The sequence below is a fragment of the Billgrantia sp. Q4P2 genome (assembly GCF_052806135.1).
The window spans coordinates 44488-68731 of sequence record NZ_JBRBAI010000017.1; the positions used below are offsets into that span (position 1 = coordinate 44488).

Sequence of the window (24244 nt, forward strand, 5' to 3'; positions counted from 1 at the left end):
AAAACACCAAGCACATTTGGCAACACACCAAGTACATAAGGAGAGGCCCCGATGGGCTATCGGCTGGGCATCGATACGGGCGGTACCTTTACCGACGCGGTCCTCCTGAATGAGGCCGATCAGGTGGTGGCGATGGCCAAGCGCCTGACGACGCGCCTGGATCTTCAGCAGGGCATCGCCGATGCCTTGGGGGCGCTTCCCACCGACCTGCTGTCTCAGGTCGATCTGGTGTCACTGTCGTCGACGCTGACGACCAACTCGGCGGTAGAAGGCAAGGGTGCACCGATCTGTGTGCTGCTGATTGGGTATGACGAGCGCCAGGTCAAGGCGACCGGACTGGTCTCGCTGCTCGGCGCCAACAGTCTGATTCTGCTGGGCGGCGGCCATGACGCGGGAGGCTGCGAACTCGCGCCCCTGGATGAGCAAGCCCTGCGCGAGACGATCCTGGCCTGGCGGGAGCGGGTATCGGCGTTCGCGGTCTCGGCCTCCTTCAGTGTCCGCAACCCGGCTCACGAGCAGCGCGCGGCCGAACTCGTGCATGAGCTGACCGGCAAGCCAGTGACCTGCGGCCATGAGCTGGCGGCTTCGCTGGGGGCGCCGCGCCGCGCCATGACCGCGGCGCTGAATGCCCGCATGATCGCCTATGTAGCGCGACTCATTGAAGCGGTCCAAGGGCTGTTGCACAGCCATCGGATTTCGGCACCGCTGATGATCGTGAAGGGCGATGGTTCACTGATTTCCGCTGACAGTGCCATCCTCCAGCCCATCACCACCGTGCTGTCCGGGCCGGCAGCCAGCGTCAACGGCGCCATAATGCTGAGCGGTCGCCGCAACCTGATCGTAGCCGATATGGGGGGGACCACGACGGATATTGCCGTGGTGCGAGACGGCTTGCCGACGCTCTCCTTCGACGGCGCCCGGGTGGGAGACTGGCGTCCCATGGTGGAAGCGATCAAGCTCTATTCCATCGGCCTTGGCGGCGATAGTGAAGTCGCCTTCGACCCAGGCCGGGGCCTTGCCATCGGACCTCGCCGCGTGTTGCCCATGAGCCTGTTGGTCAGCCAGCATCCCGAGCTCCACGAGGCCCTGCTGCGGCAGCTCAACATTCCCCCGGGCAGCAACCACAATCGCTTCGCCATGCGCCTGCAGCACGACGAAGCGCTCTTGGGTCAGCTCACCCCCGATGAGCATGAGGCCTGGGCGCGGCTGGCCGAGGGACCGGTGGAGATGCTGCGTGCGGTGGAAGAGAAACGTTGGCTGGCCCGTGCGCTGACCAGCCTGGAACGTCGTGGCCTGGTGATCTTCAGCGGCTTCACACCCACCGATGCCGCCCATGTCCTGGGTATCTCACGCCACTGGGACGTCGAGGCCGCCCGCCTGGCAGCGGTCATCTGGGCCAAGCGCATGCGCCGCCAATACGGCCTTGGGCGCTGGCCGGAAGGCGATGCGGAAGCGCCATCACGCGAGGTCTTCGGCCGGGTGGTCAAGGCCATCTCCACCAAACTGATCGAGGCGGGGCTGCACGATGCCAATGTCGATGCCCAGCAGGCGCGGTTGGCGTCCTCCTTGGCGGCGCTGATCCTGCGCGGCGAATCCCGCGTCACCACTACGCCCTCGGTCTTCACATTGAATTTCTCGCCGCTCTCCCCGGTGGTCGCGGTGGGCGGGCCGGCAGCAAGCTACTATCCAGCGGTTGGCGAGGCTCTGGGCGCCGAAGTTGTGTTGCCATCCCACGGCGAGGTGGCCAATGCCGTAGGCACCCTGCTCGGCCAGGTGGTACAGCGGGTTCATGTCTCGGTTCTGCAGCCTGTTCACGGCCGCTTTAGGGTCTTTCTGCCCGATGGCCCCTGCGATCACGTCACACTCGAGGCTGCCTATGCGATGGCGCGGCAAACGACCGCCGAGCGCGCTGAAGCCTTGGCTTGGCAGGCCGGCGCGGCCAAGGTGGAGGTGCGCTTCGAGATTGACGAAAACCGTGTCGATAACGACATCGACGGGGAAGTCTTCTTCGAGGCGAGGGTAACGGCCGTGGCCATCGGACCACCGCGCCGTACTCGGACATGACAAGCCATACGCTCCCAGCCTTGGCCGGAGTCGTGTAGCTATTCAGACGATTGAGCGATGACGAAGGCCTGCATGTGAAATGCAGCATGTTGCGAGTCGTAGCGTGACGGGGCGCTGACTGGGCAAGCGCATCTTGCTGCGCAGCCCAGCTGCATGCAGGCGCCACCCGGCGTGTCGCGCAGGTGCAACATACATGCTCCGATTCGATACTCGGTGCCTGTGAAGGCTCCGACTGGGCACGCATCGAGACATGGCCGCTTGGCGCATCCCAGGCACGGCGACGCGTATTCGGGCGTTGGCGCAAGATCGTCCGGCATTTGATCGATCGCGAGCGCGAAGCGGTATGCGTGCCATAAACCGTGCTCTGGATGGATGGCCAGGCCGAGCGGTGATGGGTGTACCGATTCGGCACGCGACGCCCAGCGCTGGAAGGGATAATGCGGCGGCCCGCCGAACGGATAAAGTGCACGCGCACCGTAGCGTGCAGCAAGCGCGTCTCCGATGCGTTGGCTCCAGCGATCCAGCGGATCGCGCCTTCCGTCACAATACTCGGGCGACGCAGCGAATTGGGGCCACAGCGACGAACCGACATTACCCACTAGTACCAGTGCTGCGGCTGGCATGGCGTGGGCGAGCGGGGGCACATGATCCTCCGGCCCCACCTCGAAGGCTCCGCGCAAAACGAGCCCATGCGCCTCGAGTTCATGTTTCAGCTGAAGCAGTCTCATCGGAGCAATACCACCATCATTTCGCTGATCTGCGCATCAGTTTGCGCCATCCGTCGCGGTTGTACGCGATTGGCTGTGGCAGAGTCACGCAACGACCGGGCCGGCTGGCACCATAGTTTCGGTGAAAGCATTTGGTTGCATAGTGCTTGAGGCGCTGTGCAACGGCTGAAGTGCGGCGAACTACCGGGCTAAGCCACAGCCTTGCTTATGGTCTTCTCAGTCGGCCTGCCTCGCTGCCATGCTCACCGCCTCGCGCAGCGCCTGGCCGGCTTCGCCCTCCGGCCCTTGCCAGCCGTCGAAGTGCAGCAGCTCCTCCAGGGGCAGCCGCGACAGCCAGCCCGCTTTCTCCAGCTCCGGCCGGTCATGGAAGTGACTCACATAGCCCACGCAAAGGTAGGCGATCGGCATGATGTGGCGGGGGATACCGAGGGCCTCGCGCAGCGCCTGCTGGTGGAAGATGCTGACCCAGCCCACACCGAGCCCCTCGGCGCGCGCCGCCAGCCACAGGTTCTGCACGGCACACACGGCGCTGAAGATATCCATCGTCTTGATGTGGGTGCGCCCCACCACCACCGGCCCGTGTCGCTTACGGTCACAGGTGATGCACAGGTTGAGCGGCGACTCGACGATGCCCTCCAGCTTGAGGCGGCGGTAAGTCGCCTGCTTCTCGCCCTCGAACATCTGCGCCGCCTCCTCGTTGGCCTGGCGGTACAGCGCCTGCACCCGGGCCTTGACCGCCGGCGAGCGGATCACCACGAAGTCCCAGGGCTGCATGAAGCCCACCGACGGGGCGTGATGGGCTGCCGTCAGCACCCGGGCCAAGACCTCATCGGGCACCGGGTCGGGCAGGAACTCGCTGCGTACGTCGCGGCGCGTGAAGATCGCCCGATAGACGGCATCACGCTCGTCCGTACTGAATTCGGGGTGGGCCTGCATTTCCGGCTGGGTGTCGTGGTTCATGGCCATCCCTCATAGGTTTCAGGTGTCGGTGCTTCGAGAAATCACTCGCTGACGATTGTGTCGGATCGGGCTCAGTACTAGACCAGCTGCCACAACCGGTCGGTGTCCAGATGGGCCTCGACGGTATCAGCCAGGCGGTTGAGCTCCGCTTGGCGGTGATCGGCATAGTCTACCGCCGCCTCGCCGGCCAGGCCGCAGCGCGCCAGCAGCGCCGTGCAGGCCTCGGGCCGGTCGAACAGGCCGTGCAGGTAGGTGCCCATCACCTGGTGGTCGTCGCTTACTGCGCCATCCACGCATTCTCCCTCGCGGCCGTCGAGCGCCACCAGCGGGCGCGCCAGCGCCGCCCCCTCACTCACGCCGTTGTGGATCTCGTAACCGCTGACTGGCACGCCCTCCGGAAGCAAGCGTCCGCTCACATTGCGCAACTGCTTGCCTGCGACCATGCGCGTCTCCAGCGCCAGCAGGCCCAGCCCCGGCGTGGAGCCGGCCGGCCCCTCCAGGCCGTCGGGGTCGTGGATGGCTCGGCCGAGCATTTGGAAACCGCCGCAGATGCCGAGTACCCGGCCGCCGTAGCGTAGGTGGCGCTGGAGGACGGTCTCCCAGCCTTGGCTACGCAGCCAGTCGAGATCAGTGCGCGTGCTCTTGCTGCCTGGCAGGATGATCAGGTCCGCTGGCGGGACCGCCTGGTTCGGCCCGACGAAGGTGAGTTGGACGCGGGGATGCAGGCGCAACGGATCGAAGTCGTTGTGGTTGCTGATGCGCGGCAGCGCCGGCACCACGATCCTCAGCGCCGGCTCGCCCTCCTCCCGCCCCTCGCGGCCAATGCTGTCCTCGGCGTCGAGCAGCAGGCCGTGCAGGTAGGGCAGCGTGCCGAGCACCGGCTTGCCGGTGTGCGCGGCGAGCCAGTCGAGGCCCGGTTCGAGTAGCGCCAGGTCGCCGCGAAAGCGGTTGATGACGAAGCCCCGGGTGCGGGCGCGCTCGCTCTCGCTGAGCAGCGCCAGGGTACCGACCAGTTGGGCGAAGACACCGCCTCGGTCGATGTCGCCCACCAGCAACACCGGGCAGTCCACCATCTCGGCGAAGCCCATGTTGGCGATGTCGTTCTCGCGCAGGTTGATCTCCGCCGGGCTGCCCGCCCCCTCGGCGATGATCACGTCGAAGCGCTTAGACAGCGCCTCCCAGGCGGCCAGCACGGTGTCGCGCGCCTCGCGCTTGTAGGCGTGGTAATCGAGAGCGTCCATATGACCATACACCCTCCCGCGCAGGATCACCTGGGCGCCGCGGTCGCTCTCCGGCTTGAGCAGCACCGGGTTCATGTCGCTGTGCGCTTCCAGGCCGCAGGCCAGCGCCTGCAGTGCCGTGGAGCGGCCGATCTCACCTCCGTCCACCGTCACCGCGCTGTTGAGCGCCATGTTTTGCGGCTTGAACGGCGCCACCGACACACCGCGGCGATGGAGCACACGGCACAGCGCCGCCACCACCGTGCTCTTGCCGGCATCCGAGGTGGTGCCCTGCACCATCAGTGTTGCCATGGTTAGAGCTCTACCCCTTTCTGCGCCTTGACTCCCTGCTCCTTGAAGGCATGCTTGACCACCTTCATCTCGGTGACGGTATCGGCCAGCTCGATCAGCTCCCGCGGCGCGTAGCGGCCGGTCACCACCGCGTGCTGCATCGCCGGACGCGCCTGCAGGTCGTCGAGCACCCGGTCGAGGTCGAGATACTCGTAGCGCAGGGCAATGTTGAGCTCGTCGAGCAGCACCAGGTCGTAGCTGTCGTCGCCCAGCATGCGGCTGGCCTCGGCCCAGGCGGCCTCGGCGGTCTTGACGTCCTTGTCGCGATCCTGGGTGTCCCAGGTGTAGCCCCCGCCGATCACGTGGTAGTCCACGTTCGGCTGCTGGCGGAAGAAGGCCTCCTCCCCGGAGGCGAACTTGCCCTTGATGAACTGCACGACGCCCACTTTCATGCCGTGGCCGAGTGCGCGGGCCAGCATGCCGAAGCCGGAGCTGCTCTTGCCCTTGCCGGGGCCGGTGAGCACCAGCAGCACGCCCTGCTCCTTGTCGGCGCGGGCGATGCGCTCTTGCATGATCTTCTGCTTGGCGGCCATGCGCTTGGCATGGCGTGCAGGGTCCTTAGCGTTGTCACGCATGTCGACTCTCCTGGGATGGAATCAGGGCCACGGCGACTGGCCGTGGAAGAGCGCGGCCACCCGTTCGGGGACCGAAGGTTAAAGTAGCTGTGGGTCTCGCCGCGAATCGGGGTCAAGTCGTGCATTTCACCTCACGGGAACGAAGACGGGGGCGCCATCCACCATGGCGGTGGCCAGGCGCTGGCCGTAGAGGCGCTCCAGGGCGCCCGGCACCAGCATGGCGTCGCGCGGCCCCCAGCACGCCTCACCGTCGGGATAGAGCAGCAGCACCTGGTCGCACCAGCGCGCTGCCAGGTTGAGATCGTGCAGGCACAGCATCACGGCACTGCCGGCGTGGGCCTCGCCGGCGAGTAGGGCCATCACCGCGGTCTGGTGGTGCAGGTCGAGATGGTTGGTGGGCTCGTCGGCCAGCCAGATGGCCGGCGCCTGGGTGAGCACCGTGGCGATGGCCAGGCGCTGGCGCTCGCCACCGGAGAGCGTGCTCACCAGCCGCTCGGCCAGGTGGGCGACATCGAGCCGCTCGAGCGCCGCCTCGGCCAGCCGCAGGTCCTCGCCCCCCTCCATCTGCCAGGGCGAGAGCCAGGGATGACGGCCGATCAGCGCCGTCTCGCGCACCGTGGCGGGAAAGCCGTCCTGGCGCTCCTGGAAGACCAGGCCCAGGGCGCGGGCGACCCGGCGCCGCGGCAGCGCGGCCAGCGACTCCCCGTCGAGGCGCAGCGTGCCGCGCCGCGGCGCCCGCAGCCCCGCCAGGGTGTGCAGCAGGGTGGTCTTGCCGGCCCCGTTGGGGCCCAGTACGCCCCACACCTGCCCGGGCTCCAGGGTCAAGCTCAGCGCCCGGCCGTCGCGGCGGCCCGGCACGTCGATGACGAGGTCATGTGCCTCGAGTCGGCTCATTAGCGGCTCCCATGGTGCAGGTAGAGCAACGAGACGCTCGGTACGCCGACCGGCGGCTGATCCGGGTTCGACAGTCGGCTCATCAGCGGCTCCGGTAGAGCAGGTAGAGGAAGGTCGGTACGCCGAGCAACGCCGTGATCACCCCCACCGGCAGCTGTTCCGGAGCGATGATAGTGCGCGCCAGGGTGTCGGCGAGCACCAGCAGGGTGCCGCCGGCCAGGGCACAGGCGGGCAGGATCAGGCGCTGGTCGTTGCCCAGCACCAGGCGCAGCATGTGCGGCACCACCAGGCCGACGAAGCCGATGCTGCCGGCCGTGGTCACCGCCATGGCGGTGAGCAGGCTCGCCGTGATGTAGATCGTCCACTCCAGCGGACGCACCGCCACGCCCAGGGCCGCGGCCTGCAGCGCCCCGCGGGCCAACACGTTGAGGCTGCGCCCCAGCGGGAAGGCCAGCAGGCACACCCCCAGCAACAGGGCGAGCGGATAGCCGGGCGTGCGGGCGTAGGAGAGATCGCCCATCAGCCAGTAGAGCATGCCGGGCAGACGCTCGGCGGGGCTCACCGCCAGCATCAGGGTGACCACCGCTCCCCACCCGGCGGCCACCACCACGCCGGTGAGCAGCAGCCGGGCCGGCGTCCAGCTGCCGGTGCCATGGGCCAGGCCGAACACCAGCAGGGTGGAGGCGAGCGCCCCGGCGAAGGCCGAGCCGGAAATCACCATGCCGCCCAGCCCGGCCAGCATGGCCGCCAGCGCCCCCACCGCCGCACCGCCGGAGAGGCCCAGCACATAGGGGTCCGCCAGGGGGTTGCGCAGCAGCACCTGCATCAGCGCGCCGGCCAGCGCCAGCAGGCCGCCGGTGGCGAAGGCCGAGAGCGAGCGCGGCACGCGCAGCTCCAGCACCAGGGTGCGCGACAGGGCATCGCCGCGACCCAGCGCCACCTCCCACAGCTCGGCGGGCGTGACGGCGACGCTGCCGACCGTGACCGACAGCGCCAGGGCGGTCAGCGCCGCCAGCGACAGCAGGCCCAGGGGGAAGGCCAACCCGCGTCGCCCGACGGTGGCCATGGAATGCCTAACGGCGTGCACGGGCGTCCTCCAGTTTCTCGCAGAACAGCCGACTCCCCTCCAACAGCCGCGGCGTGGGGCGCTGGATCAGCGACGGCGGCACGAAGAAGAGATTGTCGCGTGCCACCGCCGTCAGGTTCGGGTACTGCTCCCAGTGGGTGAGCCAGTCGCGGTTCTCCTCGCCCATGCCGCCGGCGAGGATCGCCTCGGGGTCGGCGGCCAGCACCGACTCGTCATCGATACGCGGCACCAGGCGCGAGAGCTCACCGAAGACGTTGACGCCACCGCAGGCGGTCAGCACCTGGCCGATCAGGTGCTTGTCGTTGATGGTCATCAGCGGTTCATCCCAGACTTGATAGAAGACCCTCACCGGCGTGCGCTCGGCGTGACGCTCGACGAGTTCGGCCATGCCGTTGCGAAAACGCGCCGCCTCGCGCCGCCCCTCGTCCCCGGTGCCGGCCAGGCGTGCCAGTCGCTCGATGGCGCTGGCCACCCCCTCGAAGCTACGCGGCTCGAGATAGAAAACCGGTACGCCGAGCGTCTCTATAGTCTCCAACTGCTCGGAGGGATTGCCGGTCACCCAGCCGATCACCAGCTCCGGGCGCAGGGCGACGAGACGCTCCATGTCGACGCGCGTGTGGCTGCCCACCGAGGGAACGGACTCCACCTCGGGGGGGTAGTCGCTGTAGTCGACCACGGCCACCACCTGCTCACCGGCCCCGGCGGCATACACGAGCTCGGTCGCCCCGGGCGAGAGCGCGGCAATGCGCGCGGCCGGCGCCGGCAGGCACACCTCGCGGTCGGCATCGTCGGTGGCGCAGACCTCGGCGTGGGCGGGCAACCCCGCACCAAGCAGCAGCCCGGCCCCCATCACCAGCGCACCTCGCATCCGACAGACTCCCATCCCGTTCTCCTTCCCTCAACTGCGCCCCGGCTCATCGATCAGGATCAGCTTGCCGCTCTGCGGGTCGCGGTAGACGCGACCGACGCTCTCGTAACCGCTGCCGGAGGCGCCCACGCCCGCCGGCAGCTCGGGCAGCTCGCGCCCGGCCTCGAGCTCCACACCGCCGGCAGCGCCCGTGCCGCGCGAGGCGGCCAGCGCCACCATCAGCCCCACGGCGAACACCAGCATGATGTCGGCCAGGTTGGCGAGCGGCCCCATGGGCTCCTCGTCCGCGCTGTCGAAGCGGCTGCGCCGATACTCGGGAATGCTCATGTGCCATGCTCCAGTTGGGCCATGGCGGTGTCGTACCAACGCCGCCGCAGCCGCCCCAGCAGGAAGCCGAGGATGCCGATCAATAGTCCCATCACCGTGGTATTGAAGGCCACGGTGACGGCCTGGGCCAGCACGTCCAGCTGGCCGTTGCCCAGCGCGGCGAGCCCCGGCCCCAATGGGATCAGGGTGCCCATCAGCCCCAGCATGGGGCCGATACGCGCCAGCAGGTCGGCGCGGTCGATGGCGCGGCGTGCCTGCGCCGCCAGCCGGTCGCCCCGGCGCGCCGCGACCAGGCGACGGATGCCGCCGCTGCGCTCGCCGATGGCAAGCCCCGCCTCCCACAGCGACAGGGCCACCAGGGCGAGCAGCACCACGATGACCGGCGTCAGCAGCCAGTCCACCAGGGTGCCCATGACTTCCAGTGTGGCGTGAGTCAGGCTCGTGTTCATGGTGCGCGTCTCCCGTAGGCGATGCCTCCCAGCATCAGCAGCAGCGCCGCAAGACCCAGCAGCCAGGGCAGCAACGACGGCGCCCCCTCGACAGCGGCTGCCAGCGCGTCGTCCTGGCCGCCCGTGGTATCGCCTGACTCGGGCTCCTGCACGGGCTCTTGTGCCGGTTGCACGGCTTGCACCGCCTGCGGCTCGACCTCGCGGATGGTGGTCGGCGCCGCTTGCGCCTCGCTGTGCTCGAGCCGCGCCGCCGAGATCACCGCCGTGAAGGCCTCGCGCCGCTCGGCATCCAGGCGCTCGGCGATCCACGGCAGCAGCGGGTGGTCGGGGTGCGCGTGACCGCTGCCGGGCAGGCCATGCTCGATCACCGCCTCCGCGAACTCGCCGGCGAGCCGTTCCAGGGTCGCCTCATCGGCCTCCCAGAAGCCGCGCTGGGCGGCGAGCAGCGCCGTGGCCTGCATGTGCGTCTTGACATGGACGTTGTGCCCCTCGGCCAGGAAGTCATCCAGCCCCAGGCCGTGGCGATCCTGGAAGTAGACCGCATCGACCTCGTCCCACACCCAGGAGCGCACCACCTGCGGGCTCGTCACCTGCCAGCCCCACAGGTTGTCGAGGAAGTCGCTGCTCATGGTGCGCGCCCCGGCGTAGCCGTGCTCCATCAGCGGGCGCAGCCACTGGGGGTTGAGGTTGCGCGCGCGCAGCTCACCGAGCAACGCCCGCTCCAGGCTCTCGACGCGCGGGTTCTCGGGATCAGCGTGCTGCAGCACCCGGTTAGCCGGCGGCGTGCCGGTCAATTGCTCCACGGCGTTGGAGAGCCCGCCCTGGAAGTCGAAGCCGTCGTCGTTGTCGAGCAGCCCATAGAGGTGGCTGGCACGGCCCAGGTAGGTGCGCCCGACCCGGGCGAGGTTGGCATCGAAGACCGCGTGGGCCGGCTCGCCGCCCTGCCCCTTGCCGTAGACATGCCCCATGCGCCGGCGGTAGGCGCTGCCCAGTTCGTCACGCTCCTCCCAGGCACTGGAGCGCGACGCCAGGCGGTTGATGCCGGCGCCATAGGCGCCCGGCGCGGTGCCGAACACCCGCCACGCCGCCCGGTCGCCGGCCTCGGCCGTCGCTGCGCCGCCGGTCAGCAGCTCACGGGTGTCGGCCACCCAGCGCGCCGCGACCCGGTTGTCGGCGAGCGCCTCGGCGCCCGGGTCGCGCATTGTCTCGGGCAGCGGCGCGAGCGCCGCCTCCAGCGCCCCGGTGAGCTGCGGATGCTCGGCGCGAATGGTTTCGCTCGCCCCGTCGAGCGCCAGGCGCACGGCGAGGTCGAGCCATACCAGTTGGTCCTCGTAGAGGTCGCGGAACAGCCCCGAGGTGGTGAACAGCACATCGCGGCGCGCCGTGCGTAGCGTGTCCGCCTCGTCGCCAGGCTCCGCCAGGGGCAGGCGCTCGAGACCCTGGACGATGCCGCGCGCATTCCAGTGCGGCTTCACGCCCAGCATGTCGAGGCCGAAGGCGATCATCACCCCTTCGTCACGCACCGTGTCCGAGGCCCACAGCACCAGGGCCTCGCTGTCCTCAGCCTCCTCGCCGTCGCGCGAGCGGGCACTGGCCGCCATCTCGCTGCCCAGCGACCAGGCCACCCGGGTCGGTATCAGGTCGCTGGACAGCGCATGAAAGTTGCGCCCGGTGGGCAGCACCTCGGGCGTGCGCAGCGGGTCGTTGCCCGGTCCCGGCGGTACGAAACGCCCCTCCAAGGCACCCAGGAAGCTGTCCCGCTCGTGACGCGGCGAAGCCTCGACCAGGCCGCGCCAGCGTTCGCGCTCGTCACCCTCGCCTCCCATCGAGTCGAGCAAGGTGTCGACGGCCTCCCCGTCCCAATCGCGGCCGAACACGTGCAGCCCCAGCGGCATGAAGCGCTCCTGCATATCGGTGACGTAGTGCCCGGCCTCGTGCACCAGCAGTTCCGAGGAGACCTCGTCCAGACTCACCTCCTCGGCCGCCAGGCCCAGGTCGCCGGCAATCTCGCGCTCAAACTCCTCGGTCAGTTCGAGGCTCTCGATGCGTTCGCGCAGCATCGCCACCGCACGGCGCCGCGTGGGGCTGTCGGGCTCGGTCGCCACCTCGAAGGTCTCGACCAACTGGCGCAGTTCGAGCAGATCGTCGTAGAGTTCGGTCGCCGCCAACGGCGGGGTCAAGTGGCCAATCATCACCCCCAGGGCTCGCCGCTTGGCCTGGATGCCTTCCCCCACCCCGTCGACGATATAGGGGTAGACCAGCGGCAGGTTGCCGCCCAGCAGCTCCGGGTAGTCATCCTCGGCCAGTCCCGCCCGGCGTCGCGGCAGGAACTCGCGCGTGGAGTGACGGCCAACGTAAACCAGGGCGTCGGCCGCGAAGTGGTCGCGCAGCCAGTGATAGAAGCCCAGGTACTGGTGGGTCGGCGGGAAGGTGGTGTTAGCGTGCAGCAGCTCCTCGTCCAGCTCCCAGCCGCGCGGCGGCTGCGGGCCGATGAAGACGTTGCCGAAACGCAGCCCCGGGAAGAGCATCTCGTCGTTGAGGACCATCGAACGTCCCGGCGGCTCGCCCCAGCCGGAGAGCCCGGGGATGCCAGTGGCCACCAGGGCATCGCGCAGTGCCGCGAGCGCCTCGCTCCCGTCGGCCTGCGCGTGGGCGAGCTGCCGCTGCCAGCCCGCGACATACTGGTCCAGCAGGTCGAGGGCGCGCGCCCGGGCCGGGTGGTCGTGCTGCTCGATGAGGTGGCGCAGATCCAGGGCGACGCGCTCCAGCACCTCGAGGACCAGTTCCGGTTCGCCCAGCGTATCGGCCCGCTCGAGGCGGGCGTGCAGGTAGCCCAGCGGGCCCTGCACGAGCTCGCCGCGGATGGTCGCCGGCAGCGTCGCGAAGTAGCGGCGGTAGTCCTCTGCGGCAAGCGACGGCACCTGCCCGGCCATGCTCTCCAGGGCGCCGCGGTCCTCGGGCAGGTTGACCCCGCGCGCCTGGATCAGCTCGTGCAGCGCCTCCGGGTTCTCCGGCAGCTCGCCGGTGTCGTAGCCGGCCTCGCGCAGCCGGGTGAGCATCTCGTAGAGCGAGGCCGGCACGTCGAGGTTGTCGGCGCCAACGTTCTGCCGCCCGGGCGGATGGTTGTAGTAGATCAACGCCACTTTCTTGTCGGCGTTGTCCAGCGCCCGCAGGCGCTGCCAGCGCGCGAAGCGCTCGGCGACGGCGGCGATGCGCGACTCGAGCGGCTGCGAAAGGGTCAGTGCCACGCCGGTGCGTTCATCGATGGTGCGCGGAGCGGCCACCGCCAGCACCATCGGCTGGCTGGCACCCTGCAGCTCCGGCATGGCCAGCTGGTAGTGCACCGCCTCACGCGGCAGGCCGTCGTGCGAGAGTCGCCACTGCGCCTCGCTACGCTCGGCCAGGCGCACCCCCTTGATCACCGGCACGTCGAGCCGGTCGAGCGCGGCGGTGGCATCGCGCCGCCCCTCGCCCCCGCCCAGGGTGAAGTCCTGCAGGCTGAGGATACCGGCCAGGCTCGCCTCACCGAGCGTCTCGGGCAACTGTTCGAGGGCCGCCAGGGTGGCGCCACCCCAGCGTGCCAGCACCGCGACGCACTGGATATCGTGTGCCTCGAACGCCGCACAGGCGTCATCGAGCAGCTCGCGATCGCCAGGGCGGTCGCCGCTGTCGAGGTCGAGGATCGCCACCGCCGGGCCGGCCTCAAGCGCCAGGGTGGCAGGATCAGCGCTGGGCGCTTCACCATCGTGACCCGGGCGATCGTGGTGCACTGGACGATAGTAGCGAATCGCCGCCCGCGGCGACGGTTCGGGCACCGCCAGATCATGACCGGCCGCGGCAAGCAGCCAGCGCAGCAGGCCATCGAGGTGCTCGGGGCTGCGTCCCTGGTAGTAGGCGCGCCCGGTGAGCCAGTCGGCCTGGGCGGCGAAGCGCTCGCGCTGCGCCGCCAGGTGATCACGCGGCGTCTGCCCCGCCTCGGGCCCGACCACCAGTTCACCCAGCGCCGCCGCGTCGAGCCCCGCCAGGGGGCGCTCGCCGCCCAGGCGCGACAGGCGCGTCAGGCGCCGGTCACCGTTGACGGCCAGGATCGGGAAGTCGCGCCGGGCGGCCGCCGTCTCGACCAGCCGCGCCAGGCGCCCCACCTGCTCGCCGAAGACCGCCGCCAGCAGCAGCGCATCGGCATCGTCGAGCAACTCGGTGAACTCGGCATCAGACGTTTCGGCCAGCTGCTCCGGCGTGCGCAGGATCACGCGGTGCCCGGGATAGGCATCGAGGAAGCGCGCCGCGCCGGCGGCGAGTTCCGCGGCCGAGCGCTCGGAGACGACACCCATCAGCGTGCCTGCCGAAGCGAACGCCGGCAGCAGGGCAAGCAGCAGTGCCATGCAAACCCGTACCATCATTGGGCTCCGAAATGCACGCTAAGGAAGGCGGCGCGACCGGCGTTGATGTAGTCGCGGGCGGTCTCGTACTCCTTGTCGAGTACGTTGTCGACGGTCAGGCGCGCCGACCAGTGGGGGGCAAAGGCCCAGCCGGCGCGCAGGTTGAGCAGGCCGAAGCCCGCCAGGCGCTGCTCGTTGGCGACATCGTCATAGCGGTGGTTCTGGGCAATCCAGGAGCCGCCCAGCGACCAGTCGCCCAGCTCGCGGTCGACGTCCAGGCGCAGGCTGCGGGTAGCGCGCCGCGGCAGATCGTTGCCGGTGTCGCGATCCTCCGGGTCGAGATAGGTGAGCGCGGCCTGCAGGGTCCAGTCGCCCAGTTCCGCACCGGCCGCAAGCTCCGCCCCACGGATGCGCGCCTCGCTCACGTTGGTCGGGCGATACCGCACGACATTGGGTGACGGCGAGTCGCTGGCCCAGTCGATCAGGTCATCGACATCGGTCTGGAACACCGCCAGGTCCCAGAACAGCGGCCGGTACTGGCCGCGAATGCCGAGTTCATAGGACGTCGACGTCTCGGCCTCGAGTGCCTGGTTGCCTTCGAACACGTAGGTGGTACCGAAGAACGTGCTCTCCTCGTAGGGGTAATACAGGTCGTTGAAGGTCGGGGCCCGGAAGGCGGTGCCGGCGCTGGCACGCAGCGTATGCCGGTCGTCGAGGGCGTACCCCAGCGCCAGGTTGCCCGTCAGCTCGTCACCGAAGGCCTCATTGTCGTCATGGCGCAGGCTGGCCTGCAGGCTGACGGGATGGAAGTCCAGCAGTCCCTGGGCGAACACCGCCGTGTTGTCACGGCTGTCCTCGACATAGGTATCCGTGGTCGTCACGTCATCGCGGGTAAATTCTGCTCCCAGGATCACTTCGTGCAGGCCGAAACGCAGCGTGTTCTGCCAATGTGCGGTACGCTGCCGGGTATCGAAGGTGGAGTCGCCAATCATCCGCCGACTGTTCTGCTCGTCCCGTGACTCGCTAAGGGTCAGGCGACTGCGCCAGCTGTCGGTGACCGGCACCTCCCCGTAGACACCCGCCACCTGCTGCACGAAGTCGGTCTCGCCATTGTCGATCTCGGTGTTGCCCCGCGCGCGCAACGCCAGGCCACCGAACTCGGCACCGTTGTCGAAGGTGTGGGAGAGGCGCGCCAGTCCGCTGGTATTGTCGAAGCCCCTGTCCTCACCATCGCGGCGAATGGGCGTGCCGTCGGTGGCGAAGTGGCTGCCGGCGAAGCTGTAGCGGGTACCGCCTTCGTTGCCGGAGAGCCCGGCGCTGAGCCGGCGCGAATCGAAGCTGCCCCCGCCCGCCGACACCCAGGGGTGCGGGCCACCCTCCTTGGCCTGATGGGTGAACAGCTGCACCACACCGCCCACGGCATCGGCCCCGTAGAGGCTGCCGCGCGGACCGCGCACGATCTCGGCGCGTTCGAACATCCGCGGGTCGAGAAATTGCCAGGCGGCACCGCCCGTGGTGGCCGAGCGCAGGCGGATACCGTCGATCATCAGCAGCGAGCCTTTATTGTCCAGGCCGCGGATGAGGACGCTGCTCTGCTTGCCGAAGGAACCGTTGGTGGTGACGTCCACGCCGGGCTGACCGCGGAAGATGTCGGTGACGCTGGTGGGATCCTGGCGACGCAGGGTCGCCTGGTCGAGCAGCGTGACGGACGACAGCGTTTCGTCGGCAGTGCGCGGCGCCAGGGTGGCGGTGATTACCAGGGGGTTGAGGTCGACGTGGGTATCGTTGCTGTCGGCTTCGGGCTGAGCGTGGACGGCCAGCGGAATGAGGGCCAGGCCGAAGGCTGCCAGGCCACGAGTGGCTTTGATTCTGGTTTTCATGGGGTTCCCTTACTCGCCGTACCAACCCGCACGGTCGAATAATGTTGTATTCGCCGGAGCGGCAAGGGATCGAGGGGGAGGGGCGACGGTGACGCCAGCCCTGCCTCAGGGTAGCCCACCGCAACCCGGCATGAGAGAAACACTGTTGTGCAGCGTTTCCTGAACTCTCGGGCCGGTCTCCGGGCTGACGAGTGGACGCGAAGCGTCCCGAAAGGCCACCTTCCCGTGCCAAGAGGCACAGTGGTGCAGGGCTTTCCTTGACTCGATCACCGTTGCGGGGGCAGCGTCGGACTGGCAGATGAGCGCACCGACTTCCCGTTTCACCCCGGCGCATCTGCGCGCGCCTGGGGCACCTGAGAGTGGGCGTAACCTAGCAACACGCCCCGGAAGGGTCAACGACAGAAGCGTACACGAATACGACATACCCTTTCATTTCAGTGACTTGACCAGCCCATGACGAACATACCAGACGGCATCGGCACGCTCGGCGGCGTCCTGGGCCAGCCAGCCGGCGAGGTCGCGCAGTCGGCGCGTCGCGGGTGACATGGGCACGATGCCACGCCCCATCTCGGGCAGGATCAGCACCACTGTCAGGCCGCCCTGGCGCTCGGCGGCGGTCAGGGAATCGAGCGCGGCGGCGAGCCGCCCGCGCAGGCGGTCGTCGTCGGGCTCGGCATCGAACGCCGCCTCGATCCAGGCCGTCCAGTCGGTCACCACCAGCGGCACGGCGGCGGTGGCCGGCGCGCGCCAGCCGTCAAGCGGTACGCCGGTGCCCAGGCGGTGCCAGCAGGCAGTCGGGAAGCGCTCGCTTACTGCGTCGCGCTTGCCGGCGCAGGCACCGCCGATGAAGAGTTGCATTGCCACTCCCCCTCTCGTTGCACGAAGGTCAGCCGGCGGCCCTCGGCCTGCCCGATGCTGCCCTCCCAGAAGTCGATCGCCTCGAAGTGCCGGCGCAGTTCACGGATCACGCCGCCGTGGGTCACGATAAGCACGCGCTCGAGCCCCCACACCTCCACATCGGCGAGCAGGTCGCCGAGCCACTCGCCGAGGCGCATGCGCAAGGCGCGGGCGGACTCGCCGCCGGGCGGCGCCTGCTCGCCGACGCTGTCGATCCAGGCGCGGTAGGCGGGCAGCGCCTGGAGTTCCTCGTAGCACTTGCCCTCGTACTCGCCGAAATCGAGCTCGCGCAGCCGCGCATCGAAGCGCGGCTCGACGCCGATCCGCCGGCCCACCAGCACGTGCGCCAGGGTCTGACGGCAGCGCATCAGGTCACTGGCGTGCACGGCATCGAAGTCTTCCCCCGCCAGCGCCTCGCGCAGCCGGTCCAAGCCGGGTCGCGCCTCAGGCAGCAGCAGGGGAATGTCACGCTGACCCTGGTAGCGGCGCTCTCGGTTCCAGGCCGTCAGACCATGACGAACGACCACCAGCTCCAGGCGATCAGCAACAGCCATAGTTCTCCTCCCTCGATGGCGGCACCCACGATATCTCCGTTGATGCCGTTGAAACTGCGCGTCATGGCGATACCGTACAGCAGCAGAAAGGCGAGCAGCGCAGCGAACAGCCAAGGCCAGCCCGGCAGCAGCCAGAACAGTGGCACCAGCGCCAGCAGGGCCAGCGGCAGGTCGCGCGGGCCGAGGTGCTGGCGCCACATCCACGCCAGCCCCTCGCGACGGGCGCAGGGCGCCAGGCGCAGCAGCACCACGGCGCCGAACCGCGAAAGCGCCGGCACCGCGACCAACACGCCCAGGGGCGCACCGGCAACCAGCAGCGCCCACAGCAGCATGCCCTTCCAGGCCAGCAGGAAGACCAGCGCCAGGATGCCGAAGCTGCCCACCTGTGGATCCTTCATGATCTCCCAGCGCCGTGCCAGGGGTGCATTGCTACCCAAGGCATCGGCCACGTCCATCAGCCCGTCCAGGTGCAATCCCCCGGAGAGCGCCACCCACAGGCTGAGCAGCACCATCGCCAACAGCGGTGCCGGCAGCCTGCTCTCCAGCAGCACGGCGGCCCCGGCCAGGAGAGCACCGAGCACCAGCCCCACCAGGGGATAGCTGCGCAGCGCCCAGCGGCTGGTGGCCGGCGACCAGGGGCAGGCCACCGGCACCGGCAGCCGCGTCAGGAACTGGAAGGCCAGCAGCACGCCATATCCCGCCTCCTTCATCGTCTCCACTCCCCCTGGCTTATCCAGTCGATGGCAACGCCGGCCACTACCTCGATGACCCGGTCGGCCTCGCGTGCCAGCACACGGTGCAGGCGCTGCAGGAAGGCCAGGTAGCGCCAGGTCTCGGCGTCCTGTGGCGGGACGTCCTCGTTCAGGTCGTTGGAAACCACCACCAGGTCCAGCGGCCGCGCCCGTGCCGCGGCCAGCAGGGTCTCGAGCTGGGCCAGGCCCACGGCGCTGTCATAGCGTGCCTCAAAGAGCGCCCGCCCGGCCCACAGCGACAGGCAGTCGAGCAGCGCGCTGCTGCCGGGCTCGATGTCGTCGAGCGCCGTGCCCAGCGCCAGCGGTGCCTCGCGCGTATGCCACTCGTCTCCCCGGTCGCGGCGGTGGCGGGCGATGCGCGCGGCCATCTCGGCATCCGAAGCCGTCGCCGTGGCCAGGTAATAGAGCGCCCCGCCGCGGGCCTGCCGGCACTCGCGCGCCAGACGCTCGGCAACCCCGCTCTTGCCGGAGCGCGCCCCGCCGCTGACGAAGGCGATCATCTCACTCCCCCCTCATCGAGGGCAGCGAGCAGCCGCGCGTTGGCGTCGCGGTCGCGCAGCGCCAGGCGCAGCCAGCCGCCGTCGAGCCCGGGAAAGCCGTGCGTGTGGCGGGCCAGGATACCGAAGCGCAGCAGCCGTTCGAAGAGGGCCCCGCTATGCCCCCCTCTTCGACCTGTCCCCGGCTCTTGAGTCATGGGTTTCAGCGATTGCCCCGTCATCGATTCGGGCTCCATGGCGGGACGCACCAGAAAGAAGTTGGCCCGGCTCGGGATCACCTCGAGGCCCGCGCCAGCGAGCCCGGCCTGCAGGCGCGGCTGCTCGTCGGCCAGCCATTGCCGGGTGCGGGCCAGGAAGGCGCTGTCCGCGAGCAGCGGTGCCACTAGTTCTGCAGCCAGGTGGTTGACGCTCCAGGGCGGCTGGCCCACCTGAAGCTGGCGCACCAGTGATTCGCTCGCCAACAGATAGCCCAGCCGCAATCCCGGCAGCGCATAGAGCTTGGTCAGGGAGCGCAGCAGAATGAGGTTGTCGAAACGCGCCAGCAGCGGGGCCAGGCTCTCCTCGGGCGACGTCACGAAGTCGATGAAGGCCTCGTCAACCACGACCCGGCAGTCGTGCATCGCCGCCTGGGTCAGCAGCCGCTGGACCGTCTCGCGCGGCACCAGGGTGCCGGTGGGGTTGTTGGGCCGACACAGGAACAGTAGCGTGTCGGGCGCCAGGGACGCGCCGAGTCTTTCCGGGTCGAGCGAGAAGTCGGGCGGGGCCAGGCTAAGGTCGTCGACGGCGATACCGAAGGCGCGGCAGGCCCGGGCGTACTCCGTGAAAGTGGGCTGGACGATCACCGCCCGTCCGCCGGCGTGTGCCGCTGCCACCAGGAAGATCGCCTCGGCGCCACCGTTGGTCAGCAGCACCTGCTCGGCGGCCACGCCCGCCTCGCGGGCAATGGCCTCCCGGGCCGCGCGGTAGTCGGGCGCCGGATAGCGGGAGAGCCCCTCGGCCGCCGCGGCCAACCTGGCGGGGACCCAGACCGGCGGTCCCAGGGGGTTGAGATTGGCGCTGAAGTCGGTCACCGGGTGGTCGGGCGGCAGGCCGTAGCGCGCCAGCAGCGGCGCCGCCTGGCCGCCGTGTGCAGGCCAAGGAGTCACGTCGCACGTCATGTCAGGGTTTCCTTCACCAGTATCACCGCTGTCATCAGCACCAGGAACGCCAGCCAGCCGCCGTGCATATGGCGAATGGCGCGACCGATATGCCCCACCGCCAGCGGTTCGCCGCCCTCGCTCAACGGGACGCCCAGCACCGCACGGTGCGAAGCCACACCGGCGTAGTGGTTGGTGCCGCCGAGCTGCACCCCCAGCAGTTGGGCCACCATCGCCTCCGGCCAGCCGGCATTGGGGCTCGGGTGCCTCGGTGCCTGGCGCCAGGTGGCGGCCAGGGCGCCGCGGTAACGCGCGCCGGGCATCGCCCAGGCGGCCAGCCACAGCGCCAGTGCCGTCATTCGGGCCGGCAGCCAGTTGGCCAGGTCGTCGAGTTTAGCCGAGGCGTAGCCGAAGTCGGCGTAGCGGGCGTTGCGGTAGCCCACCATGGAGTCGAGGGTGTTGACCGCCTTGTAGGCCAGCGCCAGCGGCGCCCCACCGAGCAGCGCCCAGAACAGCGGCGCGGTGATGCCATCGACGGTGTTCTCGGCGACCGTCTCCACGGCGCCGCGGGCGAGTTCGGCCTCATCGAGGCGCTCGGTATCGCGACCGACGATCATACCCAGTGCCTCCCGGGCGGCCGGCAGGTCACCACGCCCCAGCGGTGTGGCCACGGCCCGGGCGGCATCGGCCAGCCCCTTGATGGAGAGCGCCGTGGCCACGAGCCACAGCTCGGCGGCGAGCGCCAGCCACGGATGCAGCCGTGCCAGCAGCGCCAGCAAACTCCAGACGAGCGCGAAGCTGCCAGCTACCACCACCATCGTGAGCAGTGCACCGCGCCAGCGCCGTGCCTGCGGTGTACCGTGGTTCCAGGCACGCTCCAGGGCAGCGATCGCACGGCCCATGCCCACCACCGGGTGCGGCAGACGGCGAGGGTCGCCGAGGCGCAGGTCGACAACCACGGCAGCACCAACCAGCGCCAGCAGCGAAAGCGAAAGCGCTGTCAGGCTCACGATGCAACCTCGCAACTCCGCGCCAGGGCCCGGCAGGTCGCCTCGAACACCACCCGGCCCAGGGCACGCCCCAGCACCGTCCCGGAGCCGGCATAGTGTCTCAGCGCACCCCGCTGGGTAGCGGCAATGGCCAGACAGTCGGTGGACGTGCCGGTGGCCCGTGTGCCCGTGTGGGGATCACGCACGTCGCTCTCGGCCAGCGCGCGCACCTTGGCCTCGCTCGCCGAGAGGCAGGCGTTGACCAGGGCGCCGTCGGAGAGCTGGGCGTCGAGAAAGACCAGGGTGTTGATGGTGCCGACCACCGGACGTGGATCTCCCGCGATCGGCGCCGTGATATCCACCGCATTGCTCACGCCGGCGGTGACCGCGACCAACAGCGCCACACCCTGCTCCCGGCGCTCCACCACCGCCAGTTCCGCGAGCCGCACGGCGGTCATCATGGCGACGCTCTCGCTCGGCGCCAGCTCGCGCGCCGCCAGCCAGGCACGGAGATCTGCTGCCGGGTCATGCCCCGCATAGTCCTGGCCGACGTGAAAGTTGCAGAAGTGGCGCGCCCAGCCGAGCCCACCGCCCACCAGGGCACTGCTCACCACGCGCAGGGGCTGCGCCGAGCGGAAATGCAGGCACTGCGCGTCGCCCCGCAGGATGATGCCCTCGCCCAGGCACAGCTCGCGCGACACCGCCGCGGATAGCGCCTCCGTCATGCGTTCAGCCCGGGTTGCCGACGGTGACGCCGGCACTCTCGAAGGTGGCCATCTCGCCCAGCATGCGCGTCGCCGACTCCAGCAGCGGAAAGGCCAGGGCCGCCCCGGTGCCCTCGCCCAGGCGCAGTCCCAGGTCGAGCAGCGGTTCGGCCTCGAGTGCGGCGAGCGCATGGGCGTGCCCCGGCTCCCGGGAGCGGTGGGCGAAGACCAGGTAGTCCCGCGTGGCCGGGCCCAGCCGGCAGGCGAGCAGCGCCGCCACCGTGGCGATGAAGCCGTCGACCAGCAGCGGCACGCGGCGTGCCGCCCCGCCCAGGTAGGCGCCGGCCATGGCGGCGATCTCCAGGCCACCCAGCTTGGCAAGCACGTCGAGCGGGTCGTCGCGGTCCGGCGCCCGTGCGACCAGGGCACGCTCGATGACCGCCTGCTTGTGGGCCAGACGGCTCTCGGCAAGGCCGGCCCCCCGCCCGATCAGGCCGGCCACCGGGGCGTCGGTGAGCGCGGCAAGCAGCGCGCTGCTCGTGGTGGTATTGGCGATACCCATCTCGCCGACGATCAGGCAGCGGCAGCCGGCCGCGAGGGCCCGCTCGGCGGCGCGAATGCCCGCCTCGATGGCCGCCACGGCCTCGTCGCGGCTCATGGCATCCGCCTCGACCATGTTGGCGGTGCCGTGGCGCACCTTCTCGTCCACCACCCCCGCCACGGACACATCAGCCGCTACCCCCACATCGATCACCTCGAGGCGGGCGCCGATCTGGCGGGAGAAGACGTTGATACCGGCCCCGCCGGCCACGAAGTTGGCCACCATCTGCGCGGTGACGTCCTGGGGAAAGGCGGAAACCCCCTCGGCGGCCACGCCGTGATCGGCGGCGAACACCAGCACGCCGGGCGGCGAGACGCGGGGAAAGGCCTCGCCGGTCTGGGTGGCCAGGTTCACGGCCAGCGACTCCAGTCGGCCGAGGCTGCCCGGCGGCTTGGTGAGGTTGTCCAGATGGGCGGAGACGGCAGAGACGATGGCGCGATCGGCGGGCTGCAGAGTGGCGAGCGTATCGGTGAGCATACAGAGCGTCCTACAATAGCAGGTGAGACAGGAAATGCCATCTTAGCAACCCGTCATGGTGCCGGCAGAACCAGAGCGACATCGGAGGGGACATTGCCGCCATCCGTTGGGAGCAAAACTGAGCTTAACTGCTAATCAGTCCTTTGAGCACGGCAATGCGTTTCATGTGCGTCCTGGCTGGGCTCTCTCGCCAGGTTGATCATCCGGAGCCCTATAACAAATTCACATCATGATCTGGCCGCTCTGAACTACTATACGTAGATAAACAACAACACATCATGTATTAGCATGAACGTTGCTCTTGATCGCCACTTCCTTCATAAGGGAATTCACCCCCGACAACGCCCGATAAACTTCAAGAAGTTTCGATTACCGCATCAGCCAACACAATATTCAAACCAGTTCCGCCCCCTTAAAATTCGACATACGCACCCCCATTCCCCCGATTTTTGCAGGCTTCATTATACTCCTTGTTCTGTTCTGCCTGGCATTCAGCGAAACGGCGGTTTCCGTCTTCGGTGCCCTGCCCCCTTGGCTGACCATCCAGTTCGACGAGGTCTTCGCCATCAGCATAAATATCTTCGTGCGCTTCTGCTGTTCCTGTTCGTGCTGCTCATCGGTCCACGACCGACATCTTTAATATTCTTCACGGTCTGATCAGCTATGTACTCAACCTTCCGGTCCTTTCCCAGTGGATAGGGCGTGAGAAGACCGGCTATTTCCATGGCTGGACGACTTTCTACAGGGTTTGGTGGATTGCCTGGTCGACTCCGGTGTGGATAGCGTGCGGATCCTGCCGCTGGCCGCCAACGTGCGCGGCCGCACCATCTACCTCACCCAGATCGGCTACATCCCGATGAAGACCCAGGAAGCGCTCGAGGTCCGCATGCAGCGCATCCCCGCCTATGTCGAGATCTTCACCGGCCAGGCGCCGCAAGCCCGAGAGCTGCAGCGCTTCCAGGCCCGGCATGGCTATACGCGGGAAGGCACCCAAGCGGCATCAGGCACTGCGGGTCACTGATCCAGCCTCCTCTCCAGCTCCGGCACCACCTCGAACAGGTCGCCGACGAGACCATAGTCGGCGACCTGGAAGATCGGCGCCTCCTCGTCCTTGTTGATCGCCACGATCACCTTGGAGTCCTTCATGCCGGCCAGGTGCTGGATGGCTCCCGAGATGCCCACGGCGATATACAGCTCCGGTGCGACGATCTTGCCGGTCTGGCCCACCTGCATGTCGTTGGGCACGAAGCCGGCATCCACCGCTGCACGCGAGGCACCAATGGCGGCCCCTAGCTTGTCGGCGATGCCGTCGAGCAGCTTGAAGTTCTCGCCGCTGCCCATGCCGCGCCCACCGGAGATGACCACCTTGGCCGCGGCCAGCTCGGGGCGGTCGCTCTCGGCCAGCTCCTGCTTGATGAAGCGGGACTGGGCGTTCTCAGCGACGAAATCCACCGCCTCGACGGCGGCGCTGCCCTGCTCTTGTGAAGAGCCGACGGCATCGAAGCCGGTGCTGCGCACGGTGATCACCTTGAGGCTGTCGGCGCTCTGTACCGTGGCGATGGCGTTGCCGGCGTAGATCGGGCGCTTGAAGGTGTCGGCGTCGACCACTTCGACGATCTCGGAGATCTGGCTAACGTCCTTCAGCGCGGCGAGGCGCGGCAGCACGTTCTTGCCGGTGGTGGAGGCGGCAGCGAGCACGTGACTGTAGTCGCCAGCCAGTTCGGCCAGCAGCGCGCCCAGGGGCTCGGCCAGCTGGTGGGCGTAGACGGCATGGTCGGCCACGCGGACCTTGCTCACGCCGTCGAGCTTGGCCGCGGCGTCGGCCACGGCGCCGACGTTTTCCCCGGCGACCAGG

Annotated in this window: 22 protein-coding genes and 1 riboswitch; of the genes, 2 read left to right on the forward strand and 20 right to left on the reverse strand. The window is 68.9% G+C overall.

What is annotated here, in order from left to right:
- Window positions 1-51 precede the first annotated feature (51 nt).
- Complete coding sequence (locus ACUY1T_RS20585; RefSeq protein WP_446025433.1) at window positions 52-2064, forward strand: hydantoinase/oxoprolinase N-terminal domain-containing protein; 2013 nt, start codon at window positions 52-54, stop codon at window positions 2062-2064.
- A 38-nt stretch (window positions 2065-2102) separates the two neighbouring features.
- On the opposite strand, the gene ACUY1T_RS20590 is transcribed toward ACUY1T_RS20585, so the two are convergent.
- The 19 genes from ACUY1T_RS20590 to cobT all read right to left on the reverse strand — a co-directional run bounded on the left by ACUY1T_RS20590 (window position 2103) and on the right by cobT (window position 22389).
- On the reverse strand, window positions 2103-2792 hold the full coding sequence (locus ACUY1T_RS20590; RefSeq protein ID WP_446025434.1) for a hypothetical protein: 690 nt from the start codon (window positions 2790-2792) through the stop codon (window positions 2103-2105).
- A 216-nt stretch (window positions 2793-3008) separates the two neighbouring features.
- Window positions 3009-3752 (reverse strand): 5,6-dimethylbenzimidazole synthase, encoded by a 744-nt coding sequence (bluB, locus tag ACUY1T_RS20595; RefSeq protein ID WP_446025435.1) that lies wholly within the window; start codon window positions 3750-3752, stop codon window positions 3009-3011.
- A 77-nt stretch (window positions 3753-3829) separates the two neighbouring features.
- The gene (locus ACUY1T_RS20600) at window positions 3830-5284 is read right to left on the reverse strand and encodes a cobyric acid synthase (protein ID WP_446025436.1); all 1455 of its coding nucleotides are present in this window, start codon (window positions 5282-5284) and stop codon (window positions 3830-3832) included.
- 2 nt (window positions 5285-5286) lie between these two features.
- Window positions 5287-5898: a cob(I)yrinic acid a,c-diamide adenosyltransferase gene (gene cobO, locus ACUY1T_RS20605; RefSeq protein ID WP_446025437.1), complete on the reverse strand. Its 612-nt coding sequence runs from the start codon at window positions 5896-5898 to the stop codon at window positions 5287-5289.
- A 126-nt stretch (window positions 5899-6024) separates the two neighbouring features.
- Window positions 6025-6792 (reverse strand): ABC transporter ATP-binding protein, encoded by a 768-nt coding sequence (locus ACUY1T_RS20610; RefSeq protein ID WP_446025438.1) that lies wholly within the window; start codon window positions 6790-6792, stop codon window positions 6025-6027.
- Between the two features lie 82 nt (window positions 6793-6874).
- On the reverse strand, window positions 6875-7858 hold the full coding sequence (locus ACUY1T_RS20615) for a FecCD family ABC transporter permease (protein ID WP_446025455.1): 984 nt from the start codon (window positions 7856-7858) through the stop codon (window positions 6875-6877).
- Window positions 7859-7865: 7 nt separating this feature from the next.
- A complete protein-coding gene (locus ACUY1T_RS20620) occupies window positions 7866-8729 on the reverse strand; it encodes a cobalamin-binding protein (protein ID WP_446025456.1) in 864 nt (287 codons plus the stop codon).
- 48 nt (window positions 8730-8777) lie between these two features.
- Window positions 8778-9074, reverse strand: coding sequence for a hypothetical protein (locus ACUY1T_RS20625; RefSeq protein ID WP_446025439.1), 297 nt, complete (start codon window positions 9072-9074; stop codon window positions 8778-8780).
- Window positions 9071-9523 carry a MotA/TolQ/ExbB proton channel family protein gene (locus ACUY1T_RS20630; RefSeq protein ID WP_446025440.1) on the reverse strand — a complete coding sequence of 151 codons (453 nt, stop codon included), beginning with the start codon at window positions 9521-9523 and terminating at the stop codon, window positions 9071-9073. The genes ACUY1T_RS20625 and ACUY1T_RS20630 overlap by 4 nt, the downstream gene beginning before the upstream one ends.
- Window positions 9520-13905, reverse strand: a complete 4386-nt coding sequence (locus ACUY1T_RS20635; protein ID WP_446025441.1) for a cobaltochelatase subunit CobN — start codon at window positions 13903-13905, stop codon at window positions 9520-9522. Before ACUY1T_RS20635 ends, ACUY1T_RS20630 begins: the two co-directional genes overlap by 4 nt.
- Before the next feature lie 14 nt (window positions 13906-13919).
- Window positions 13920-15782 carry a TonB-dependent receptor domain-containing protein gene (locus tag ACUY1T_RS20640; RefSeq protein ID WP_446025442.1) on the reverse strand — a complete coding sequence of 621 codons (1863 nt, stop codon included), beginning with the start codon at window positions 15780-15782 and terminating at the stop codon, window positions 13920-13922.
- Between the two features lie 153 nt (window positions 15783-15935).
- Window positions 15936-16154: riboswitch (cobalamin riboswitch) on the reverse strand.
- Between the two features lie 57 nt (window positions 16155-16211).
- Complete coding sequence (locus ACUY1T_RS20645) at window positions 16212-16640, reverse strand: bifunctional adenosylcobinamide kinase/adenosylcobinamide-phosphate guanylyltransferase (RefSeq protein WP_446025443.1); 429 nt, start codon at window positions 16638-16640, stop codon at window positions 16212-16214.
- Window positions 16592-17233 (reverse strand): histidine phosphatase family protein, encoded by a 642-nt coding sequence (locus ACUY1T_RS20650; RefSeq protein ID WP_446025444.1) that lies wholly within the window; start codon window positions 17231-17233, stop codon window positions 16592-16594. The genes ACUY1T_RS20645 and ACUY1T_RS20650 overlap by 49 nt, the downstream gene beginning before the upstream one ends.
- Complete coding sequence (gene cobS / locus ACUY1T_RS20655) at window positions 17185-17943, reverse strand: adenosylcobinamide-GDP ribazoletransferase (RefSeq protein ID WP_446025445.1); 759 nt, start codon at window positions 17941-17943, stop codon at window positions 17185-17187. The genes ACUY1T_RS20650 and cobS overlap by 49 nt, the downstream gene beginning before the upstream one ends.
- Window positions 17940-18485, reverse strand: coding sequence for a bifunctional adenosylcobinamide kinase/adenosylcobinamide-phosphate guanylyltransferase (locus ACUY1T_RS20660; RefSeq protein ID WP_446025446.1), 546 nt, complete (start codon window positions 18483-18485; stop codon window positions 17940-17942). The genes cobS and ACUY1T_RS20660 overlap by 4 nt, the downstream gene beginning before the upstream one ends.
- Window positions 18482-19639 (reverse strand): pyridoxal phosphate-dependent aminotransferase, encoded by a 1158-nt coding sequence (locus tag ACUY1T_RS20665; protein ID WP_446025447.1) that lies wholly within the window; start codon window positions 19637-19639, stop codon window positions 18482-18484. Before ACUY1T_RS20665 ends, ACUY1T_RS20660 begins: the two co-directional genes overlap by 4 nt.
- Window positions 19636-20628 (reverse strand): adenosylcobinamide-phosphate synthase CbiB, encoded by a 993-nt coding sequence (gene cbiB / locus ACUY1T_RS20670; protein ID WP_446025448.1) that lies wholly within the window; start codon window positions 20626-20628, stop codon window positions 19636-19638. Before cbiB ends, ACUY1T_RS20665 begins: the two co-directional genes overlap by 4 nt.
- Window positions 20625-21332, reverse strand: a complete 708-nt coding sequence (locus ACUY1T_RS20675; protein ID WP_446025449.1) for an adenosylcobinamide amidohydrolase — start codon at window positions 21330-21332, stop codon at window positions 20625-20627. Before ACUY1T_RS20675 ends, cbiB begins: the two co-directional genes overlap by 4 nt.
- Window positions 21333-21336: 4 nt before the next feature.
- The gene (cobT, locus tag ACUY1T_RS20680; protein WP_446025450.1) at window positions 21337-22389 is read right to left on the reverse strand and encodes a nicotinate-nucleotide--dimethylbenzimidazole phosphoribosyltransferase; all 1053 of its coding nucleotides are present in this window, start codon (window positions 22387-22389) and stop codon (window positions 21337-21339) included.
- Between the two features lie 775 nt (window positions 22390-23164).
- On the opposite strand from cobT, the gene ACUY1T_RS20685 reads away from it, so the two are divergent.
- Window positions 23165-23410 carry a hypothetical protein gene (locus ACUY1T_RS20685; protein ID WP_446025451.1) on the forward strand — a complete coding sequence of 82 codons (246 nt, stop codon included), beginning with the start codon at window positions 23165-23167 and terminating at the stop codon, window positions 23408-23410.
- Here ACUY1T_RS20685 and ACUY1T_RS20690 read toward each other — a convergent pair.
- A partial coding sequence (locus tag ACUY1T_RS20690; RefSeq protein ID WP_446025452.1) for an electron transfer flavoprotein subunit alpha/FixB family protein occupies window positions 23404-24244 on the reverse strand: 841 nt, incomplete at its 5' end. The two genes, ACUY1T_RS20685 and ACUY1T_RS20690, sit on opposite strands and share 7 nt — an antisense overlap.